The sequence below is a fragment of the Longirhabdus pacifica genome (genome assembly GCF_004115085.1).
Classification (GTDB): Bacteria; Bacillota; Bacilli; order Paenibacillales; family DSM-105158; genus Longirhabdus; species Longirhabdus pacifica.
In genome coordinates this window covers 1-19,417 of record NZ_QXJP01000002.1, presented here as the reverse complement: position 1 = coordinate 19,417, position 19,417 = coordinate 1, and the positions used below count along the sequence as shown (strand labels likewise).

General features: G+C 35.4%; 22 protein-coding genes. 16 read left to right on the top strand and 6 right to left on the bottom strand.

Annotated features, from left to right (window positions below):
• Positions 1 to 31: 31 nt before the first annotated feature.
• The 12 genes from D1Z92_RS01580 to D1Z92_RS01530 all read left to right on the top strand — a co-directional run bounded on the left by D1Z92_RS01580 (position 32) and on the right by D1Z92_RS01530 (position 10,023).
• Entirely contained in the window at positions 32 to 1,300 is a 1,269-nt protein-coding gene (locus D1Z92_RS01580; protein WP_128893901.1) for a helix-turn-helix domain-containing protein, read from the top strand.
• Positions 1,301 to 1,316: 16 nt separating this feature from the next.
• The gene (locus D1Z92_RS17680) at positions 1,317 to 1,445 is read left to right on the top strand and encodes a hypothetical protein (protein WP_276318854.1); all 129 of its coding nucleotides are present in this window, start codon (positions 1,317 to 1,319) and stop codon (positions 1,443 to 1,445) included.
• A 507-nt stretch (positions 1,446 to 1,952) separates the two neighbouring features.
• On the top strand, positions 1,953 to 2,279 hold the full coding sequence (locus D1Z92_RS01575) for a DUF3139 domain-containing protein (RefSeq protein ID WP_128893900.1): 327 nt from the start codon (positions 1,953 to 1,955) through the stop codon (positions 2,277 to 2,279).
• A 283-nt stretch (positions 2,280 to 2,562) separates the two neighbouring features.
• Positions 2,563 to 3,444: an aminoglycoside 6-adenylyltransferase gene (locus D1Z92_RS01570; RefSeq protein WP_128893899.1), complete on the top strand. Its 882-nt coding sequence runs from the start codon at positions 2,563 to 2,565 to the stop codon at positions 3,442 to 3,444.
• Positions 3,445 to 3,579: 135 nt separating this feature from the next.
• A complete protein-coding gene (locus tag D1Z92_RS01565; protein ID WP_128893898.1) occupies positions 3,580 to 4,392 on the top strand; it encodes a sugar phosphate isomerase/epimerase family protein in 813 nt (270 codons plus the stop codon).
• Between the two features lie 2 nt (positions 4,393 to 4,394).
• On the top strand, positions 4,395 to 5,336 hold the full coding sequence (locus D1Z92_RS01560) for a protein kinase family protein (RefSeq protein WP_128893897.1): 942 nt from the start codon (positions 4,395 to 4,397) through the stop codon (positions 5,334 to 5,336).
• Positions 5,337 to 5,354: 18 nt separating this feature from the next.
• A complete protein-coding gene (locus D1Z92_RS01555) occupies positions 5,355 to 6,077 on the top strand; it encodes a glycosyltransferase family 2 protein (protein ID WP_128893896.1) in 723 nt (240 codons plus the stop codon).
• A gap of 5 nt (positions 6,078 to 6,082) precedes the next feature.
• Positions 6,083 to 7,288 carry a glycosyltransferase gene (locus tag D1Z92_RS01550; protein ID WP_164931394.1) on the top strand — a complete coding sequence of 402 codons (1,206 nt, stop codon included), beginning with the start codon at positions 6,083 to 6,085 and terminating at the stop codon, positions 7,286 to 7,288.
• Between the two features lie 78 nt (positions 7,289 to 7,366).
• The gene (locus D1Z92_RS01545) at positions 7,367 to 7,612 is read left to right on the top strand and encodes an acyl carrier protein (protein WP_128893894.1); all 246 of its coding nucleotides are present in this window, start codon (positions 7,367 to 7,369) and stop codon (positions 7,610 to 7,612) included.
• Between the two features lie 38 nt (positions 7,613 to 7,650).
• Entirely contained in the window at positions 7,651 to 8,655 is a 1,005-nt protein-coding gene (locus tag D1Z92_RS01540; protein WP_164931393.1) for an NAD-dependent epimerase/dehydratase family protein, read from the top strand.
• 362 nt (positions 8,656 to 9,017) lie between these two features.
• Entirely contained in the window at positions 9,018 to 9,356 is a 339-nt protein-coding gene (locus D1Z92_RS01535) for a PadR family transcriptional regulator (RefSeq protein WP_128893892.1), read from the top strand.
• Positions 9,346 to 10,023 (top strand): DUF1129 family protein, encoded by a 678-nt coding sequence (locus D1Z92_RS01530; RefSeq protein ID WP_128893891.1) that lies wholly within the window; start codon positions 9,346 to 9,348, stop codon positions 10,021 to 10,023. The genes D1Z92_RS01535 and D1Z92_RS01530 overlap by 11 nt, the downstream gene beginning before the upstream one ends.
• A gap of 222 nt (positions 10,024 to 10,245) precedes the next feature.
• Here the strand turns inward: D1Z92_RS01530 and D1Z92_RS01525 are convergent, their stop codons facing one another.
• The 4 genes from D1Z92_RS01525 to D1Z92_RS01510 all read right to left on the bottom strand — a co-directional run bounded on the left by D1Z92_RS01525 (position 10,246) and on the right by D1Z92_RS01510 (position 13,865).
• Positions 10,246 to 10,626, bottom strand: a complete 381-nt coding sequence (locus tag D1Z92_RS01525; RefSeq protein ID WP_128893890.1) for a PadR family transcriptional regulator — start codon at positions 10,624 to 10,626, stop codon at positions 10,246 to 10,248.
• Between the two features lie 433 nt (positions 10,627 to 11,059).
• Positions 11,060 to 11,686: an arylamine N-acetyltransferase family protein gene (locus D1Z92_RS01520; RefSeq protein WP_128893889.1), complete on the bottom strand. Its 627-nt coding sequence runs from the start codon at positions 11,684 to 11,686 to the stop codon at positions 11,060 to 11,062.
• A gap of 274 nt (positions 11,687 to 11,960) precedes the next feature.
• Complete coding sequence (locus D1Z92_RS01515) at positions 11,961 to 12,914, bottom strand: helix-turn-helix transcriptional regulator (protein WP_128893888.1); 954 nt, start codon at positions 12,912 to 12,914, stop codon at positions 11,961 to 11,963.
• Between the two features lie 54 nt (positions 12,915 to 12,968).
• On the bottom strand, positions 12,969 to 13,865 hold the full coding sequence (locus D1Z92_RS01510) for an SDR family oxidoreductase (protein WP_128894110.1): 897 nt from the start codon (positions 13,863 to 13,865) through the stop codon (positions 12,969 to 12,971).
• 256 nt (positions 13,866 to 14,121) lie between these two features.
• Between D1Z92_RS01510 and D1Z92_RS01505 the strand changes: the two genes are divergently transcribed.
• Positions 14,122 to 14,379 carry a hypothetical protein gene (locus D1Z92_RS01505; RefSeq protein WP_128893887.1) on the top strand — a complete coding sequence of 86 codons (258 nt, stop codon included), beginning with the start codon at positions 14,122 to 14,124 and terminating at the stop codon, positions 14,377 to 14,379.
• A gap of 157 nt (positions 14,380 to 14,536) precedes the next feature.
• Here D1Z92_RS01505 and D1Z92_RS01500 read toward each other — a convergent pair whose 3' ends face one another.
• Positions 14,537 to 15,457, bottom strand: coding sequence for a LysR family transcriptional regulator (locus D1Z92_RS01500; protein ID WP_128893886.1), 921 nt, complete (start codon positions 15,455 to 15,457; stop codon positions 14,537 to 14,539).
• A gap of 93 nt (positions 15,458 to 15,550) precedes the next feature.
• On the opposite strand from D1Z92_RS01500, the gene D1Z92_RS01495 reads away from it, so the two are divergent.
• The 3 genes from D1Z92_RS01495 to D1Z92_RS01485 all read left to right on the top strand — a co-directional run bounded on the left by D1Z92_RS01495 (position 15,551) and on the right by D1Z92_RS01485 (position 18,065).
• Positions 15,551 to 16,813 (top strand): APC family permease, encoded by a 1,263-nt coding sequence (locus D1Z92_RS01495; RefSeq protein ID WP_164931392.1) that lies wholly within the window; start codon positions 15,551 to 15,553, stop codon positions 16,811 to 16,813.
• 179 nt (positions 16,814 to 16,992) lie between these two features.
• Entirely contained in the window at positions 16,993 to 17,343 is a 351-nt protein-coding gene (locus D1Z92_RS01490) for a PadR family transcriptional regulator (RefSeq protein ID WP_128893884.1), read from the top strand.
• Positions 17,316 to 18,065 carry a VanZ family protein gene (locus tag D1Z92_RS01485; RefSeq protein ID WP_128893883.1) on the top strand — a complete coding sequence of 250 codons (750 nt, stop codon included), beginning with the start codon at positions 17,316 to 17,318 and terminating at the stop codon, positions 18,063 to 18,065. The genes D1Z92_RS01490 and D1Z92_RS01485 overlap by 28 nt, the downstream gene beginning before the upstream one ends.
• Before the next feature lie 197 nt (positions 18,066 to 18,262).
• On the opposite strand, the gene D1Z92_RS01480 is transcribed toward D1Z92_RS01485, so the two are convergent.
• Entirely contained in the window at positions 18,263 to 19,117 is an 855-nt protein-coding gene (locus D1Z92_RS01480) for a stalk domain-containing protein (RefSeq protein ID WP_164931391.1), read from the bottom strand.
• Positions 19,118 to 19,417 lie beyond the last annotated feature (300 nt).

Sequence of the window (19,417 nt, the reverse complement as noted above, 5' to 3'; positions counted from 1 at the left end):
AATAATTGGTCTGATAAATGGAGTGTTGTATATGAAAATGGATACGTTGGGGGAGTTAGTCAGACAATATAGGGAAAAAAACGAAGTGACAATGGGACAACTTCAAGATGAACTAGGAATAAACAAGGGGGTTATTAGTAAGATAGAAAAAGGGGATACGCGAAGACCTGAATTCAAGACGATATTTACGGTTGCCGATGCGCTAAGTATTCCTTATCGCCTCATTATTGACCGATATGTCAATGTAGAAGATCGACCACACATACTCCATGAATTACTTGAAAAAAGTACGACAGAGATTGAGTTTGATGAGAAACTAATTCGAAAATTAGCTCTGAAATACTTAGAGTCAGATCGACATGAAACAGAAGATGCATTGTCTTCCCTGTTTCAGTTCACATCAAAGCTAGAAGATCGTGAGATACAGTTAATACTATACATAACGATAGCAGAATACGCCAGGTTACGAGGAATACCACCATATATCGCAAAAGGGCTGTTGCAAGTTTATTTTATACAATTTTTAGACATTCAAAAAGATAAACAAACTTATCATGAAGGAAAAGAAATTCTTCATTATATTGATTTTTTAGAAAAAGAAGAGAAAAGAGAATTTTATTTTAAGATGTCTTTTCAAGCTTATGCATTGGAAGAATATGAGGAAACAATTCAACTCACTCAATGTGGACTTGCAATTACATCCAAGCCATCTGAGCTAGAAGCCAGAGCATACGGTACAATGATCAATGCATATTTCGACTTAAAAAAATATGAAGAAGTAGAAAAACACTTGCATATTTTTGAAAAATATCAGTATAATTTTATTAAAGAGTTTGTTAGTATGACATACGCAAATATGAAAGCTAAGCAAAAGGAATACAATACTGCTATTCCTTTACTAGAAAAATGTTATAAAGAAATCAAACAAGAGCAAAAAATACATTGCGTTAATGAATTATTTAATATTTATATAGATTTGAACGATTTGAATAGTATACGAAAATTGATTCAAAAAGAGGATGAATACTTGCCAACACAGTCCCCAGCTTCTCATCAATATAAAGAGATTGGGAAATATCATTTATACAAAGGTAATTTTAAAATGAATCAAGGCTATTTAGATGAAGCATTAAGTTGTTATGGTAAAGCATTAGAAGTATATACATTCTTACGAAATTATAAAGAAATAGCATCAATTTATCATCATATTATTTCTTCTTGTATAAAAAACAATTATCAACTCAATACTATACACCTAAATTTAATAAATGTCGCAGCAAAAATCATCGAAGAAAATTAAGGAGGAAAACATAAAGATGAAGAAAATTTGTGGAACAATTCTATTGGCTGTTATTTTGATTTTTAGCGGTTCTATTAATTCAGATTTAAATAATAATTACGATAAACAAATTAAGTTCTTAAATTACGAGCTTGATCCAAGATAAAAAAATGAAAGAATTAAGTATATTTAATGATTTCAAATTTAAAATTATTGTTTGGTTTATTTTGTTGAATAGTTTTATAATTATGAAAGTATTGACTAAATGATCAATACTTTTTTATTTTCTAATTGGTAAAATATACATTAATATCAATCTATTCATTTAGTTTCATAAATAATATTTTTTTAATATTGTAATAAATATTATTTATGAAACATAAAGCACCAAGTATGGACAAGTATACACTATTTAATCTGTTAACTCTAATTGTGCAACATTAGTTACAAATTCACAAATGATAAGAGGTGTTAAATTTGCTTAGTAACATTGGCATAGCTGGTATATTAATTATGATTCTTATTTTTAGCATTCCTGTTATTCTTCTAGTATTCTTACTAAAAAAATTCAAGTAAAACTTACATATTATTTTAATGAATGTATATTTATGGAGCTGAGTCAGCATCTTCAGTAGTAATTGGCTTTCTTTTCCTCAAGTAGAGGAGGTGGAATATGAAAAAAACAGGTATGAAATACATTTTGATTCTTTTAATTGTTTTGTTGGCCATGAGTCCATTTTTGTACGTAGAAATTAAAATTTATCATGATGAACAAAAAATAAAAAGCTATCTACTAAATGAAAAAGGATATACTGAAAAAGAAATTTTTAGCATTGAAGGTAAATTAGCAAAAGCACCACTTTTTCCTATAACCGTAATTTTTAATGATGAAAAACATATTGAATATGAATATAGGGTAACAAAAACAAGTGTAATTCAAATTGGTGGATATAAGGATGGGTTTTCCGATTCAAGATCCAAACATGTAGAGAAAGATTAAATTTAAATTTATCATTTTCAAGAAAGTCCCGGTGTAGTGCATGCAGAATAAATGTTCGGTCATGCATATATTTCGTTAATCCTATTTACGTCCGCTAACATAACTCATGTAAACTTGAATGTGATTTTTCTGTCTAGTTAGGTGTAGCCGCTCCACTCTTTGTTAGATTAAATTTGAAAAAAATTGGATTAATATCTAAGTAATATTGTATAATCGGTTTCTAATTTTTTAAAAAAATAAAGAAAATGTCTTCAAAATATCATATAAAAAAGAAGGTAGCGAATTGAGAAGCGAACAAGAAATAATGAGTTTAATACATAAAGTGGCAGTTCAAGATGAGAGAATCAGAGCTGTCTATATGAATGGATCAAGAACGAATCCTAACGTTCCTAAAGATATTTTTCAAGATTATGATGTGGTGTTTGTTGTCACAGAAACCATGTCTTTCATAAAAGATACTGGTTGGATTAGCATATTTGGAGATTTGTTAATGGTACAAGAACCAGACAAGCTAGATAAAGGTATAGGGAAAGAAAAAGACTTTTCACGTACTTATACATATTTAATGTTGTTTACAGATGGAAATCGTATAGATTTGCGGATGCAGACAAAAGCAGATATGTTACATGAATACGGCAAAGATAAGCTCACTGTTCCATTGCTGGACAAAGATAACATACTGCCAGCTATATCATCTCCTACCGAAATAGATTACTATGTGAAAAAGCCGGCAGCAGGAGAGTTTGAGAGTTGTATTAATAATTTTTGGTGGTGTTCTCAAAATGTTGCGAAAGGTATATGGCGTGATGAGCTTCCGTATGCATCGCTAATGTTTCAATATACAACAAGAGACAGTTTAGATAAAATGGTCAACTGGTGGATTGGAATACAATATGATTTTCAAGTCTCAACAGGCAAGATGGGTAAGTACTATAAGAAGTATTTACCAGCAGATTACTGGGAAATGTACGAACAAACGTATGGTGATGGAGACTATCAACGTATGTGGAATGCTCTATTTGTTGCATGTGATTTGTTTCGTATATTATCCAAACATGTAGCGAAGCAATTTCATTTTACTTATTCAATTCAAGACGATGCAAACATGACCCAATTTCTTCACCATATTAGACAACTACCTCCTGATGCCAAAGAAATATATTAATTTGTCTTGCTTCTAATGATTTCCTTCCTACTTACTTCCTACAAAGAGAAAGCTAAGCCGAGAAAAGCTGAATACAGCATGATAAAATGAGCCCAACATGCTAGATTGAATGGCATAGGAGGGGATCACATTAAGATGAAATTGTCATGCCAATTAAGCCCTTGGGGGAGTGAACACCAACAAGGTATGGCCTGTATGCAGGACAATAATATACATCACATCGAGGTAGGAAGTAATCTGTTATGGAAGTATGAACGTGACATACCAGCATGGAAAGAGCTTTTGCTTTCATACCAATTACAGGTGTCCGCTGTATTTGAATTCGGTCATTTCGATAGTTGGAGTCGCCGGAGGGAGATATATTGGCATCACGATCGACTTGCTTCCATGCTTGCAAAGAGTCAAATTCCCCTTGTCATATTAGGTCCAGGACTGAAATACAACAAAGTTCATACTGTGGAAACTGCGCAACATGTCATGCAAATGATCAATGAAATTGCCAAGCGGTATGATGATAAAGGAATTAAAACAGCAATACACCCTCATTTCGGTCATTGCATTTTCACGAAATCAGAAATAGATGCCGTCATGGATGGAGTAGCATCCCACATTGGACTTATCCCAGACATTGGCCACTTAGCCGAGGCTAATATAGATATTTTGTCCTTCATACGAAACTATTTTCCCCGCATTTTTGCTATTCATCTCAAAGATTATGTAAAAATAAACCCTGTCCCAAATAAAAAAATCCAACGAAAAGTAAAATTCGTTCCACTTGGTCAAGGGAATTTCGACTTCTTCTCTTTATTCCAGCTCCTAAAACAAAAAGATTTCACAGCATGGCTTACATTAGAAATGGATGAAATTGAACGTGATCAATTACAACCATTATGTGCTAGATCACTGCAATTCATGGAACCGTTTATCATAAATAAAGGTGCTGAATAGCGATGGTGAATCCTATACAAGCAAGGTATTTCAATACAATTACGTATGATTCTACATCTGGGTGTATTACGAAACGAAGCACAGATGAGCAAAAACTAAAGCAAGAGATTAATTGGTATCTCAACCTTCCCTCCGCATTACACCATTACATTCCTACAATTGAAAACTATAGTTTAGAAGATGGTAACGTCTTTATTACGATGGAATACGTGCCTTACCAGACACTACATGAAACGTATTTGCAGCATCCAGATTGGGACAAGAAAGAACGCTTTTTCTCGCGTTTACTGTCGGTTTATCGAGATTTCTCAGCGTATGATGAGGTTTCTGTTACTTCTACTCATCTCTTTGAAATGTACATCGAAAAAACGTTAACACGATTACGAAAGCTTTTACAACAACAAGCATGGGCAAAAGCAATTTACGATAAAGGGAAAGTAGTGATTAATCATCACCCTTATCCGTGCCCTCTCACCTTTTTAGAGCAAAATCAAGCTTCTTTAGCTTCTTTATTCCGTGATCCTGTTCCGCAATTGATTCATGGGGACTTATGCTTTTCGAATTTGTTTACGGCTGAAGAAGGGGAAAAAATCATCATGATTGATCCGAGGGGTTCTTTTGCCTTACCAGGAATATATGGGGATGGAAGATATGATGTAGCTAAAGTCAGACATAGTTTGAGTGGATACGAACATATTATTTCTGATCGCTTTTACGTGATGCAGCACGATAACAACATGGAATATGGGATATGTCAACATTGGGAACATAAAAAATGGAAAGAGATGTGGGACGAGCTTTGTCCTGTTCCTTTACATGAAATAAAGGTCATTGAATCGTTATTGTTTTTGTCTATGGTTCCCCTTCATGTGGATCAACCAGCAAGACAGCTCGTGATGTACGGGCTTGGCACGAAGTTGCTGTATCAAGCTTTGGAGCAATAGAGAGGAGGGAGTGGAGCCATGAATATTGTTATTCCGATCGCTGGAGAAGGGAAGCGGTTTAAGCAAGCAGGTTTTCAAGTACCTAAGATGTTGGTGGAAACAAGAGGGAGACCCATGCTTTATTGGGCATTAGATAGTCTTCAGCCGATCATTCAACAACACCATGTTGTTTTTGTATGTTTAGAACGAGACCTTGCCCACTTTCCTTTGCAATCCATCATTTTGCAATACTGTAGTCATGCTGAAATTATTTCTTTAGATCAAGTAGCTGAAGGACAAGCAGCTACCGTGTTAAAAGCCGCACCATTACTGCATGATAATGAATCGCTTTTGATATATAACGGTGACACTTATTCTGTAATGAACACCGATGTTTTTAAAAACAAATCTTGCGATGGCATCATTCCTGTTTTTCCTTCGCAAGATCCTGCGTACAGTTACGTGCAAGTCGACGGTCAAAACAACGTCCTTTCCGTGAAGGAGAAGGAAGTGATATCTCCTTATGCGACGACGGGATGTTACCATTTTAGTTCCACCTCGTTATTCGTTGAAGCTGCCCAAAAAATGATACAAGGAGAAGATAAAGTGCTCGGAGAATACTACGTAGCTCCCCTATACAATACACTAGTCCAACAAGGATATACATTTATGATCCATGAAGTGGATGTATGTCATCCTATCGGTACACCGCAACAGTGGCAACAATTTCAAGACTTGAAAGAATTAGCAGGGGGACGGTGAACTATATGCGACATGTTTTTATTGGATTAAGTGGTGGAATGGGACCTATTATGCGAACAGCCCCTATTGCAAACTACTTTCAGCAAGCAGAGGTGCAGGTTAGCTTTAGTGCTTACGGAGAGTATAGTTTGAACATATTGAAGCAGTTAGGATATGGGATACTCCCTGATGAAGGGACAGTAGCTCCTAGTAGAGCCTATGCTTTACGTCCGCAGTCACAGTTTTATCATTTGGATCATTATTTTGCTCAGATGGGGTTGTTGGATAAAGCATTTACAGCAGCTTGGATACGGGATCGTATTGCCTTATTAGAAAAAGAGAAAGTAGATTTCGTTATCGCGGATTTAAGTCCACATACATTAATTGCCGCAAAAGTGCTAGGTATTCCTGCCATCTCTATTACGCAATCGTGTCTCCATCCAGATGGGAAAGCCTTATATCATTGGGGTAGCATACCTAGAAACATATCGATGGTTACACCGGTGATCAATGAAATATTAAGTGATTATCAGTTGCCAAGTATTGATAAAATAGAAGATTTGAATAAAGCGGATGTCAATATTATGCCGAGTATACCCGAACTGGACCCGGTACAACATGATGATGTCGTATATGTTGGACCGATTTCCATGAATATGCATGAAAACACTTCACATGCGGTAGCAGAAGACAAGCCCAATATTCTCATTTATCCTGGCAGAATGGAAGATTCAACTGGTTTAACTGGGCTGAACATTATAGAGTCTGTTATCCATGCTTTTGCAAAAAAAGCAGTCAACGTGATTTTAGCAACTTCGGAAACCCTCCCTTCCCACATGCAACAATCTATCCCTGATAATGTGACGCTTGTTCCTTATTTTAATGATGACCAACTTCAACATTTCCAGCTATATATTCATCATGGCGGACATGGTAGTTGTTTAGCTGCTATACAGCATGGTGTTCCTTCTTTAATTATACCAACGCATACGGAACGAGAGTTTAATGCTAGACAAGTGTATGAGATGGGGATAGGAGAGTATGTTTTACCTGGGACGTTTACGCCAGACCATTTATATCAGCTCTGTATGTATATGATGGAAGATCAATATAAGCAGCGAGCAATGGAATGGAAAAAGTGTTTAGAAGAACGTCACTACGGAGGAGCTCAATCTGTTTTTTTTCGAGCAATACAGTTAGAAAAGAACAATAAAAAGAAAGCTAATCCGTGAAAAGATCAGTCATATCAAGGGTTTTAAATTATTAATGTTATTAATTATTTATAGTATTAAATAAATGAGGTGAGTCATATGACACGAGAACAGACGGTGCAAATCGTGAAGCAAGTCATCGCAGATTATTTAAAAGTAAATAAAAATGAACTATTAGAGCAGGACGAGTTGTTTGAAAAACTGGGCATTGATTCTTCTGGTATTGTCTCTTTGTTACTGGATATAGAAGTGAAATGCATGGTCGAATTTGATATGGAAGATTTGCAACCAGAACATTTGTCTACGATAGACAGTTTAGTGAAATACATTCAGCAATTAAAATAAGCATGTCGTACATGAACACAATGGAGGAGGAAGAGGAAATGAAGTTATTAGTCATTGGCGGAACGGTGTTTGTTGGGTATCATATTGTGGATGCGGCACTAAAAGCGGGACACGAAGTCACATTATTCAACAGAGGGCAATCGAATGTAGATGCATTTCCAGAAGTGGAAACGTTAATAGGAGATCGTCACACAGATTTATCTGCTTTGAAGGGAAGGAAGTGGGATGCGGTCATTGATACACCTGGTTACATACCGAAAAGCGTCACGCATACAGCGCAATGTTTACAAGATGCTGTTGACGTATATGCATTTATGTCGACGGTGTCCGTGTACCAAGATTATTTGTATCCAAACAAAAAGGAAGATGAACCATTACTAGAGTTGGAAGATCCGACATCGGAAGATGTTCGACAATATTATGGAGAGTTAAAAGTGCTTTCTGAAAGAGCTATAGAATCTGTAATGCCCAATAGAGGTATTTATTTTCGCCCGGGATTAATCGTAGGTCCTAGAGATCCTATGGATCGCTTTACGTATTGGCCAACTAGAGTGCACAAAGGAGGAAAAGTACTCGTACCTGGTCAGCCTGATGATTTTGTTCAGTTTATTGATGTTCGGGATTTAGCTGCATTTGTGATCCACACGATCGAACAGAAGCACACAGGAGCTTATAATTGCATGGGGCCAGAGCATCCCATTTCTTTTCTACACTTTTTAAATGAATGTAAAAAAATAACGAACAGTGATGCACAATTTGTTTGGATGGATCATGAATTTTTACTAGATCGGAAAGTGATGCCGTGGGACGAGCTGCCTTTATGGAATCCAAAGCAAGGTGAGACCGCTCATATGACCCACTACATGGAAGTAAGTAATGAAAAGGCAAAAGCCAAAGGACTGACTTTAAGACCGATTTCAGAAACGATTAGAGACACATGGGAATGGGACATGACACGACCGACAGATCAAATGCGCTTCGCAGGGTTGAAAGATACGAAAGAGCAAAAGTTATTGCAAGAGTGGCTGCAACATCATGGATGAAAAATAGGGATATAACGTGATGAAGTATGTCTAACTCAGTTGAAAACAAAGGATTAAAGAGTTTTTAAAAATTACCACAATCGTTTTTTCCTAATTTCATGTCATTAGTGGAGCAGTAATTTGGAAAAACTTTGTTAAATGGGCAGAGTATTGATGACACTCTAGAAATTATTAAGACCGAAAGACAACTTATAATGGAAAAGGTATTAAATAAAATGGAAAAATCACCTACATCAGAATTGGCTTGATGAATTACGATAGATAAGGTAATATAAATAATGATTAAGCTATCTGGTTTTGCAAGATAGCTTAATTAAGAAGTTCTACCTTGTATTACAATATAGTGATAAGGATGAAGGAAAATGTCTTTGAGAAGTCAATTATTGAAAGGGATTTTGGAGGGCTGCATTTTATCTATTATTGACAAAGAAACGGTTTATGGTTATGAATTATCACAAAAGCTCCAACTATTTGGATTGAACGACGTTAGTGAAGGGTCTATTTATCCAATCTTACTTCGTCTTCAAAAGGAGGGGTTAATTAAAGGCGAAATGCGTGCTTCTCCATCAGGGCCTAAACGAAAATATTACCAACTTACAAATGATGGGGAAAAAGCATTGTTAGAAATTCAAGAAGAATGGAGAAATATTCAGAAACCTGTGGATAAATTATTGAATAGGGGAATGCTCGATGAATGCTAAGGCGTTAATCCAATTAAATAACAAAAAGCGTAAAGTATTGATAAAAGAAAATGAAGAATATTACGATAAAATGTTAGTCTACATTCGAACGAGTATAGTAATTTCAGAACAACAATCAGAAGAATTATTAATGGAGCTTTTAGATCATATCATCCATGCGCAACATGAAGGAAAATCTGCAGAAGATGTGTTTGGAAACAATCCCTCAGCTTATTGCGATGAAATGATCAAGCAATTACCAAAAGAATCATGGAAAAGTGGAGCGTTTTTTATAGGCTTCCTCTTACTCAAGCTAGCAGCATTGATAGCTATCATTAATGGGATAGGAAGTATTATCACACTATATTTTAAAGATAGTAATCAGACAGTTTACATAGGAACGGTGTTCGTTACTTTTTTAATAACATGTGTTATTATTTTTCTGTTCGTTTTTTTGACTTTCAAATGGCTGCAACAGTCTGTTTACAAAGTATCAAATAAAGTTAGAGATTTTTTATTTATCTTTTTCATGGCAGCTATTACACTTCTAAGTATGATCTTTCTAGCTAGAATGGTTCCTCCTTTTGGATATGCAATCGAAGCGGGAGGCTACGTATACTTAATATTGGGTCTTGCAACAATGATCATTACAAAATGGTTAAATGGCAAGTATCAACTTACAAAATAATGTTTAATCAGTAACGAAAGATTTTTGCATGCAAAGTCATTTCCATTTACACACACAAAATTATTGACGGTACAGAACAAAATGAATAAGGCTAAATATATGTACTTTTTTGTATAAATCCATTTAAACACATATGTAATAAAAACAATTAAAAGCCTTGAAAGCTTCTATGATGAAGTTTTTCAAGGTCTCTAACTGCTAAACTATTAAGTAATCAACGATTCAAGCTTGATTTATGTATTTTTCAAAATTAGAATATACTTTTTGCGCAAGTTTGGCGCGTTCAGCTATATCATCTAACATCATGTTTAAATAAGCCTGGCCATCCTCCGTAATTTGATAGTAACGGTTGTAACGGTCGTCTCCTTTCCATTCTCGCACAACGTGTCCATTTTCATATAGCTTCTTGAGCCTCGCACTTAAATACGAATCATTCACACCAACACCGCCCAATGCTTCCGCAATTTTTTGATCCAATTCACTAACATAAAATTGCTTCCCACTTTTCAATTCTGACAACACAACAAAATCAATGACTTGTTGCACCTTAATGAGATGACCAAGCGTACTTTCTTTTTCAACAGGATCATGTTTCCTAGGCATATCACAACTCAGCTCCATAGACCAATATAGTACAGCGATTATATCACAGTATGGCGACCATACAAAGCGTTTTATCACTAAACGTGTTTGCACGGTTTAAAATTTCGTTCTAACAAAGTTCATTACTTCTTTCGTACACAACATATGAAGGTCAATCAAAACTACATTAAAATGAGCATCATCCAATAATAAAATCTCAAATAGATAGATATAAAAAATCAAATTTACATATAATGTAAGATAAGATGTCGTTGTAATATGCTATAGGTTAAGGATTGAAATGGAATGGAAGCTTAAACATTCTTCATTCACTTATACGATGCTGCCCACGACAACTTCTTACACCTGTATTTGTGTAATAGTGGGATCATGCAGCTGTATGTTAAAAAGTTGCTTTAACAATGATGCTCTTTTTTCTATGGGATAAGATTTTTTAGTTTTCAAGCCATTTTATCGTTGTAATGATTTCTTTCCCTGTAAGCGATACTCTTCCATGTTCATTGCTCAATGTAACGATTAGTTTTTGTGTGAATGGTGAGGCTGGGCTTTGGTTCCACTTACACATATCTTCGAAAAATAAAAACTCTATCTCCTCCGTAGTAAACTTATAAGATGTCAACCATTCTTTTTCTTCTTCATCGTATCTTTGCACATAATAGATCATATCGTTCATTTTAGTAACTTTGTAACGTTCCCCGGCATCCACTACATATTCCTTTTGGTTCAAAGTAACGATATTGCTCAAATGAGTATGATCTTTGTACCACTCAGATTTATTTTTTTTCACTGTGGCAGCAATTCTTTTTACATTGTATCCCAGTTCTTTCAGCAGCCAATGAAATAGTCCATTAATTTCGTAGCAGAATCCACCGCGATGACGATGCACAATTTTTTCGTAAATACGCTGTAAATCCAGTGTAATAGGAACTTTTCTGATTACATCTAAATTCTCAAATGGCACTGTAAATACATGTTGCTTTAATAGATGTACAAGATTAGTATATGGGTCATCGTGTAATGTATTTACGTTAATTCGATTTAAATATTGTTCTACGTTCATTTTTATCACTCCCACTTTAAAATGGCATTCATAGTGGCATTCATTTCAAACCATCATGGTATGGATGACTTGACGGGTTAATTGAATGAGCAAATACATTTGTTTATATGTTAATGATAAAGGAATACACCTATTACAACATCGGTAAATAGGTGTAACCTGAGTACTGCTTTCGTAGGAGGAGAAGGAGAGTGCATTATATAATTTTTGCTCATTTCTGTTACATTAGAGGTAAGCATTTGATACTATGTGATGCTTTCTCCTTTTCGTAGTGTCATTCAAGGTCGTATTGCTGCATTAATGTTTTAATCATGTCTTTCATAGCATTCACTAATTGTGCAGGCTCACAAACTTTAGCTTCTGAACCTAAGCTCATGAAAAAAGAAGCAAAAAAAGAAAGTTGACTCTCAGGGAGACTTCCCTTTAAATAACCACTACCATGATCATATTTGTACAAATCTTGTTTCCATCTTATATCTGTTTCACAACGACGAACGCCTTCTTTAGTCAGCTCCACCATATACTCCACTTGCTTTGCGTCTCTTTGCATGTAGGAATAGAAATTTTCCAAATGAACATGCTGCAACTCTTTTGACTCTATTCCGGACGTATCTATCTCCACATCTAAAATTCGATCGCAGCGAAATACACGAATACTTTCACGTTCGAAGCAATATGCCGGACAATACCACAAGCCATTTTGAGCGTATACGCCTATAGGTTGTATGTGCCTTTTTGTCGTCCGTTCTAATCCGTCATATTGAATGCAGATGACTTGTTGCTTTATAGATGTATGTAAGAGTAGAGGCAGATGGGGAAAAGGATACTGCCTTTGCGGTGAAAAAAAATCTATACGATTTTTCATTTGATCGATTTCATCTCTAATATCACCTGAGAGATGTAGATAAAATTTTTGTAAGGCTGCTTCTGCTTCTTCCTCAAAAGGTAAATAAGCATAATGACGTAAAGCGTGAATGGCAAAGAAGATGGAAACCGCTTCTGCTTCTTTAAAAGCAATAGGAGGGAGCATGCTTTCTTTTATCACTTGATATCCACCATGAGGCCCTACTTCAGAATACAATGGTACACCGAGTTCACTTAGCTCCTGCAAGTCTCTTAATATGGTACGTTTTGACACTGAGAATTGGTCAGCTAGTTCACCTACAGTAAATTTTCTCATTCTGTTGACTGTCATCATGAGTTCAATTAATCTTTGTGATTTTGACATGTGCTCCTCCGTTGATTCGTCTCTCTATTTTAGATGTGCATTTTTTTATAAACTTTAGGTTTCTTTACTTAAAACGTGCTCTTCAAAGTGTTTACCCCAGTCTGGTGTTTGACCATTTACATCGGTAAAACCATATTCTCTAGCACATTCCCATGAACTTGTTACTGTACCTGTTTTACGATGAACATGAGGATCTGTTGCTAAAGCGGCAACCGCTCTTCCGACAAAAAATGGGGTTTCGGATGCGATAAAGTGAGGGTCTTTTTTCGCACCTTCCTGCCAGTTTTCTTCTGTCACTTCGAAAAGCTCTAACATTGCTTCTGATCTTAAAAATCCAGGGGTTAATGCGATACAAGTGACGTGATGAGGTTCTAAGTCTTTTGCCATGGCCTGTGCTAAATGGATGGCAGAAATTTTGGCTAAACTGTAATATAAGTTACCTCTATAGTTGTAATCGACACCGTCTGTTATTTCAATAATTAATCCTTTATCATTTTTCACAAGGAGTGGAGCAGCATAATAGCTCGTTATCATATGAGAGTGAACAGCATTTTTTTGCATTAGTAAACCATCTTGCAATGAATGCTCCCAGAACGATGCATTCCAATCCGTTAATGGATCACCACCCCAAACATCATTCACTAAAATATGCAATTTACCGTCTTGTTCCTTGTCAATGCGTTGAAATAGTGATTTTACTTCTTCTTCTACCGTATGGTCGACCTTGACCGGTATACCTTTTCCGCCTTTTTTTGTTACCAATTCTGCAGTTTCATCTATGGTTTCCGTTCTACCCATAGGAGAAACATTTCCTTTCGTCGTTCTTCCCGTTACATATACAGTAGCTCCAGCTTCACCTAACATCATGGCAATTCCTCGCCCTGCGCCTCGCGTGGCACCCGTAACGACTGCTATTTTATCTTTCAAAGGTCTCTGCTTCTTGTCATGCATATTGTTCATTCTTTTATCTTCCTTTCGCTTCCGTTATGTGTATGTTCCATAACTAATATAACAGACCATAGTGACAGTTATTGTCACTAATAAAGAATGTAATGCGATTATTTATAGTGTGAGTAAAAAAACAGCCAACTAACATGATTTGTAACTGAAAGATAAAAAATATAAAAGACAAAATAAGAATACAGATGTATATAAAATATCATGAAATAGCAAATTAAGAAAAGCGAACAAATGGGAGGTGGTTACGGTGAGCCATACTTTGAACAGTGAAGATTACCATATTATTGAACAAGCTTTGCATACAGCGCTAAAGTATCAAGTTGAAGAAGATACGTTGAATAAATATCGCCAAGTGTTAAGTAAGATGGATCATGACACTAGTGCGTCGACATTAACGAATAGCGACAATGAACAACATCAACAACATACCGAAGAAAAAACAAATGACGTGCAACAAGATGGATTTCGATATGATTATGACGACAGCAATGTGAATTTAATATAGGGTTATGACAATGCTATGTGCAAAAGGGGAGAGGAGGAAATAAAAATATGGAGTGAATAACAGCTCCATTACTTTGATCATGTCATGGATTCAGATTCCTCTCAAAAATAAAGAATCGTTTCGTTTTTAAATATTTTGATTACTTTAATGTAGGAAGTTAATGAAGTAAATCGGAAATAGCAGTATCTTTTATATTGAAATCTGGCACTAGAAGTTGAATAAACCGTTCCACGATAGGAGAGATCCATTTTTTATTATGGATGACGATTTGCGAAAATACTTCCATGTTTGCTTCCTCTACGGGAACGCAAGCTAATTGATTTTCATTCAGCTCACGAACCACCGTTATTTTAGGCAGTAACGAGATACCTAATCCCGCTTTTACACATTCCTTAATGGCTTCGATGCTATTAAATTCTAATGATTTACTGTAATGAACCCCATTATTTTTTAATGCTTTTTCAAATATCGTACGATAGGAACAATCTTTTTCAGCAAATACGAACGTTTCACCTTGTAAATCTGCCATTTTTACAGTGTCATAGTTACATAAAGGATGGTCCATGCATGCAACCAAAACCATTTCTTCTTTTCGCATGTTAATTTTTATTAGATCTTTATCGTGTGGACGGTATTCATCCATAACGATAGCTAAATCATATGTACCATGTCGCACTCCTTCGTATAAGTACTTACATAAATTAGATTCAACAGAAAAAGTAACACGCGGATATTCATGATTAAAATGTTTAAAATATTTGATGAGTTCAAATGTAGCAAGGGACTCAACCGTTCCAATAGAAAGAGAACCAGAGCATTCATCTGTATGTCGTATACGCTGTTTCGCCTCATTCTCTAAGCCGACTATATTGAGTGCATATGTGTATAGGTTTTCACCTGCATACGTTAGTTGCATTTTTCCACCAATTCTTTCAAACATTTTAGCCTCATAATATGTCTCTAGTTTTTTCATTTGGGTCGTTACACTAGATTGAGCATAACCGAGTTGTTCTGCCGCTTTACTGTAATTTTTCCATTTTACAACTTCAATAAATGTACGGTATATGTCGATATCCATCTACTATCACCTTTTTCGATTATTACTATCATTAATTATATATAACGATGATAGTAACGTCTATGATAAGCTATGAAACATGAGGTGATGACCATGAACACAGTAAAAGAGAAGAAATTGAATGCTATACAATTAAGTGGACTTATTATCGGACCTATTTTAGGCTCTGGAATTATTATATTACCGCCGCTCATTTACGAGGTCGCAGGGGAGTATGCGATTTTATCCTGGGTCATTATCATGATCGTAAACTGCTTTTTTGCATATTTGTTTGGACAATTAAGTATGAAGTTCCCTGGGGATGCTGGGGTTACACAAGCGATAGAAGCTGTATTTGGTAAACAAATTAGAATGTTAGCTTCGTTTTTTATTATCGGTGCTGTTTGTTTTGGTCCTATTGCGGTACTTTTGACGGCAGCACAATTTCTTCCTAATCCTTTTTTATCAACGGAATGGACGGCTTTTGTTTTGATGGGACTTTCCCTTGTTATTTTGTTGCGACATGTTTCTTTTGTCGGTCAGCTGTCTTTTATTTTATCTTCTATTTCCGTTATTTTGTTATTTAGTGGAGGGTTAGTATCCCTTGTATTAGAACCTAAACTGGTTTCCATGAATACTAGTTTTGACTTATCCTCCTTTGGCAGTAGTCTTCTACTGTTATTTTGGATGGTAGTAGGGTGGGAAGTGATTGGAAATTACAGTAATGAGGTGAAGAATACACGTAAAACCATTCCAAGAGCGATTACTTTTAGCACAATTACGATTACTGTTGTTTGTTTGATCGTTGCAGCAGCGATACAGTGGTCTGACATCCAAGGTGAATACATAACAGTAACAGCCGTTTTAAAACCTTTGTTTGGCAGCGCAGCCAATGTGATCATGGGTATTGTTGCGCCGAGTTTATGTTTAACGGGTGTCATCTTATTTATTGGTGGGATTGCTAGATTGATTCACAGTACAGGCGTAGAAAATAAATGGCCTAAAATATTTACATATAAAACAGCGAATGCTGTTCCCATCACAGGGATCATCATGTTATTTACTGTTCATATGTTTGTATTTATTTTTATATTTTTTGATGTGTTACATGTACAACAGTTAGTAGCCATCGCCGATGCATTTTTTATTAGTAACGTTTTGGTATGTTTACTTGCAGCGTGGAAGTTGTTTCCCTCTAAAAAGGTGAAAATAATGATAACCATCATGTGTATCGTACTGTTTGGGATTTTATTATTTTCGTCACCCTATGTGCTGATAGTGATTGTATTGCTCATGTGCTTTTTTATTACGAAGCAAGTAAAAGAGAATAAACAAGCTGCTTTGCACTTAGATCAACCTGTATATAGTAAAAGATAAAAGAAGATAGAAAAATAGCATTGCGAATGGATTGATATACACAACAAGCTAGCTTTGGGTGCAACTCCCCTTTAAAGTTTGGCTTGTTTATTTTTTGATTCTATACCTTGTAATACGATGTACATTGATATACAATGGTTATAATCGGGATGGAAATATGTAGGAGGTGATTGGTTATTATGGACAAAGAAATAATGAAGGGAAGTATCGACATCTTACTTCTTTCTTTATTAGCAAGGAAAGATATGTACGGCTATGAAATGGCCAAGAGTTTAAAAGAAAATAGTAATGACAACTACATCATGAGTGAAGGCACGTTGTATCCTGCTTTAAAGCGTTTAGAAAAAAAAGAATGGATTCAATCGTATTGGGGAGATGTTGAACGAGGTGGTAGACGGAAATATTACCGTATTTTAGCTAGCGGCAAAGAAGAATTAAATAAGAAGATGGAAGAGTGGAAAAAAGTGAACCACTTAATTCATGTTACAAGGGAGGGAACAGCATGGACAAAAGGATGGAATCTTACATAAGACAAATTGTGAAACCATTAGATTGCAGTGAGGCAGAGAAAGAAGAAATGTTCGACGAGATGAAAGATCACTTGCTTTTGTTGCAACAAGAGTATGAGGACAAAGGCTTTTCACAGCACGAAGCCATACTACAAGCGATACAATCGTTCGGAAATGAAAATGAAATTAGTAAAGGGATTAATCATTCACTATCGCCCTATGCGAAAATGATAAAAATCGTCACTTGGACTGAGTTTAGTTTATATGCGTTTGTTGCTTTGTTTCAGTTAATTTTTAAGCGGTTATTAAATATGAATGGATTGCGTTATTTTTATATTTACCCAGAAAATAAAGGCTACTGGGATATGGCTGTATGGCAACACAACATGAACCTTATCCCTTTTAAAAATACATCTACATACATACTAGAATACCATCGATACAATTTTGATATTGTCTTAAACAACACCTTAGGTAATATACTCATCTTTATGCCACTTGGCTTTTTCTTACCTTTATTATTTGCAAAATATCAAAAAGGCTCAAGGGTCGTCCTTCATTCTATGCTTATGAGCTTAAGTATAGAAGTCTTACAACTCATGCTACAGATAGGAAGATTCGATATTGATGATGTGATATTAAATACGATGGGAGCAGCTTTAGGATGGGTAGTTATTGTTCTCGTCATTAAAATAGCTGGATTGATGAGAAAAACTAATAACAACAAGAAAGTTACACCATGATGTATTGCAAAACAGTCTCAATGTGATTCTAATGTGAAAAGCCAAGTTCCGGACACTCAGCTGCATGTGGAATTTGGCTTTTTTATAATTTATTCGTACCGAAAAAGTCACCTAAGCCAGTTCATCTTTTTCATCATGGGTATGAAAATCCTTAGTTCCTTCATTTAGTTACTTTCTTATTTTACGTCTATAGCCACTTACTCTTGTTGTTCATTATTATCTGCATCTGACCAAATACCTCTCTTATTTTGCTGTGCATCTGTTTGTAGAAATTCAAAAAGTGCATTCCAAGTGGAATTATTTGAAAAAGCATCAAACTTAGCTAATCCTTCGGATATTAATAATGCATTTATAAACGTTCCATCATCCAGAAAAATATATCCTAATACATTATTTTTTTCATCTCTAATATCATGTTCTTCTATATCCATGTAAAAGGACGGATCTTCTATTAAAGCTTGCGTATAATGCAACGCTTGTTCATCCATCGTAGTGACATGTGTTAATCTTATCTCATCTATAAGGTTTCCTCCTTCATAATGAATGATAATACTTTGATTTTCTCCAGAAACACCTAAAATTTTAAACTCATCGTCATATGCAAATTTAATTGCGGTAGTGCTTATGATGACCGTATTCGTATGCTCATCCCATCCGATCAGTACACCTAAAGATTCTCCGACAATGCGAACAGGTACCATCGTGTTCCCGTCTATCATTTCAATAGGAGAAGATAGCGTGATGATCTCGTCATTCACAATGACAACATTCTTACCAATAGGAATGATAAGTTCCATGTCATCCTCTTCTTTTGAGATCGACACGATGTCGTGTTCAGGATGCCAAGTTATGGTGACATCTAGATTCTCAAACATTCTCACTGGAACGAATACGGTTTGATCTTTCATTGTAGGCTGAACATTAAAATGGATTTCTTGTCCGTCCATAAAAACATGCACGTTGTTCTCCGCTGCGAAAACTTCCCCTTTTACATAAGGGTGATAGAGTATAACAAGCAAAAGCAAATAAACTATCAATTTTCTGACTATCATCAGCATGCCTCCAACCACTATTTTTTACCATTATATCATTGGTTTTTAATATTTTTTATTTTGTGTATTTCTTCTTCAAATTTTCTTCATAACTTTTTGTTAAGCTAGATAAGCGCAACGATCATGTGATGATATATTTCTAAAAAAGCTGGATCGGCTACACTTAGCTAGACAGAAAAATTAAGGTCAAGTAGACTAGAATTAATATATTAGAGGAGCGAGTTCTACAATGACCAAAAGAACAAGAAGAACATTTACACCTGAATTTAAACAACAGATGGTAAAACTTTATGAGAGTGG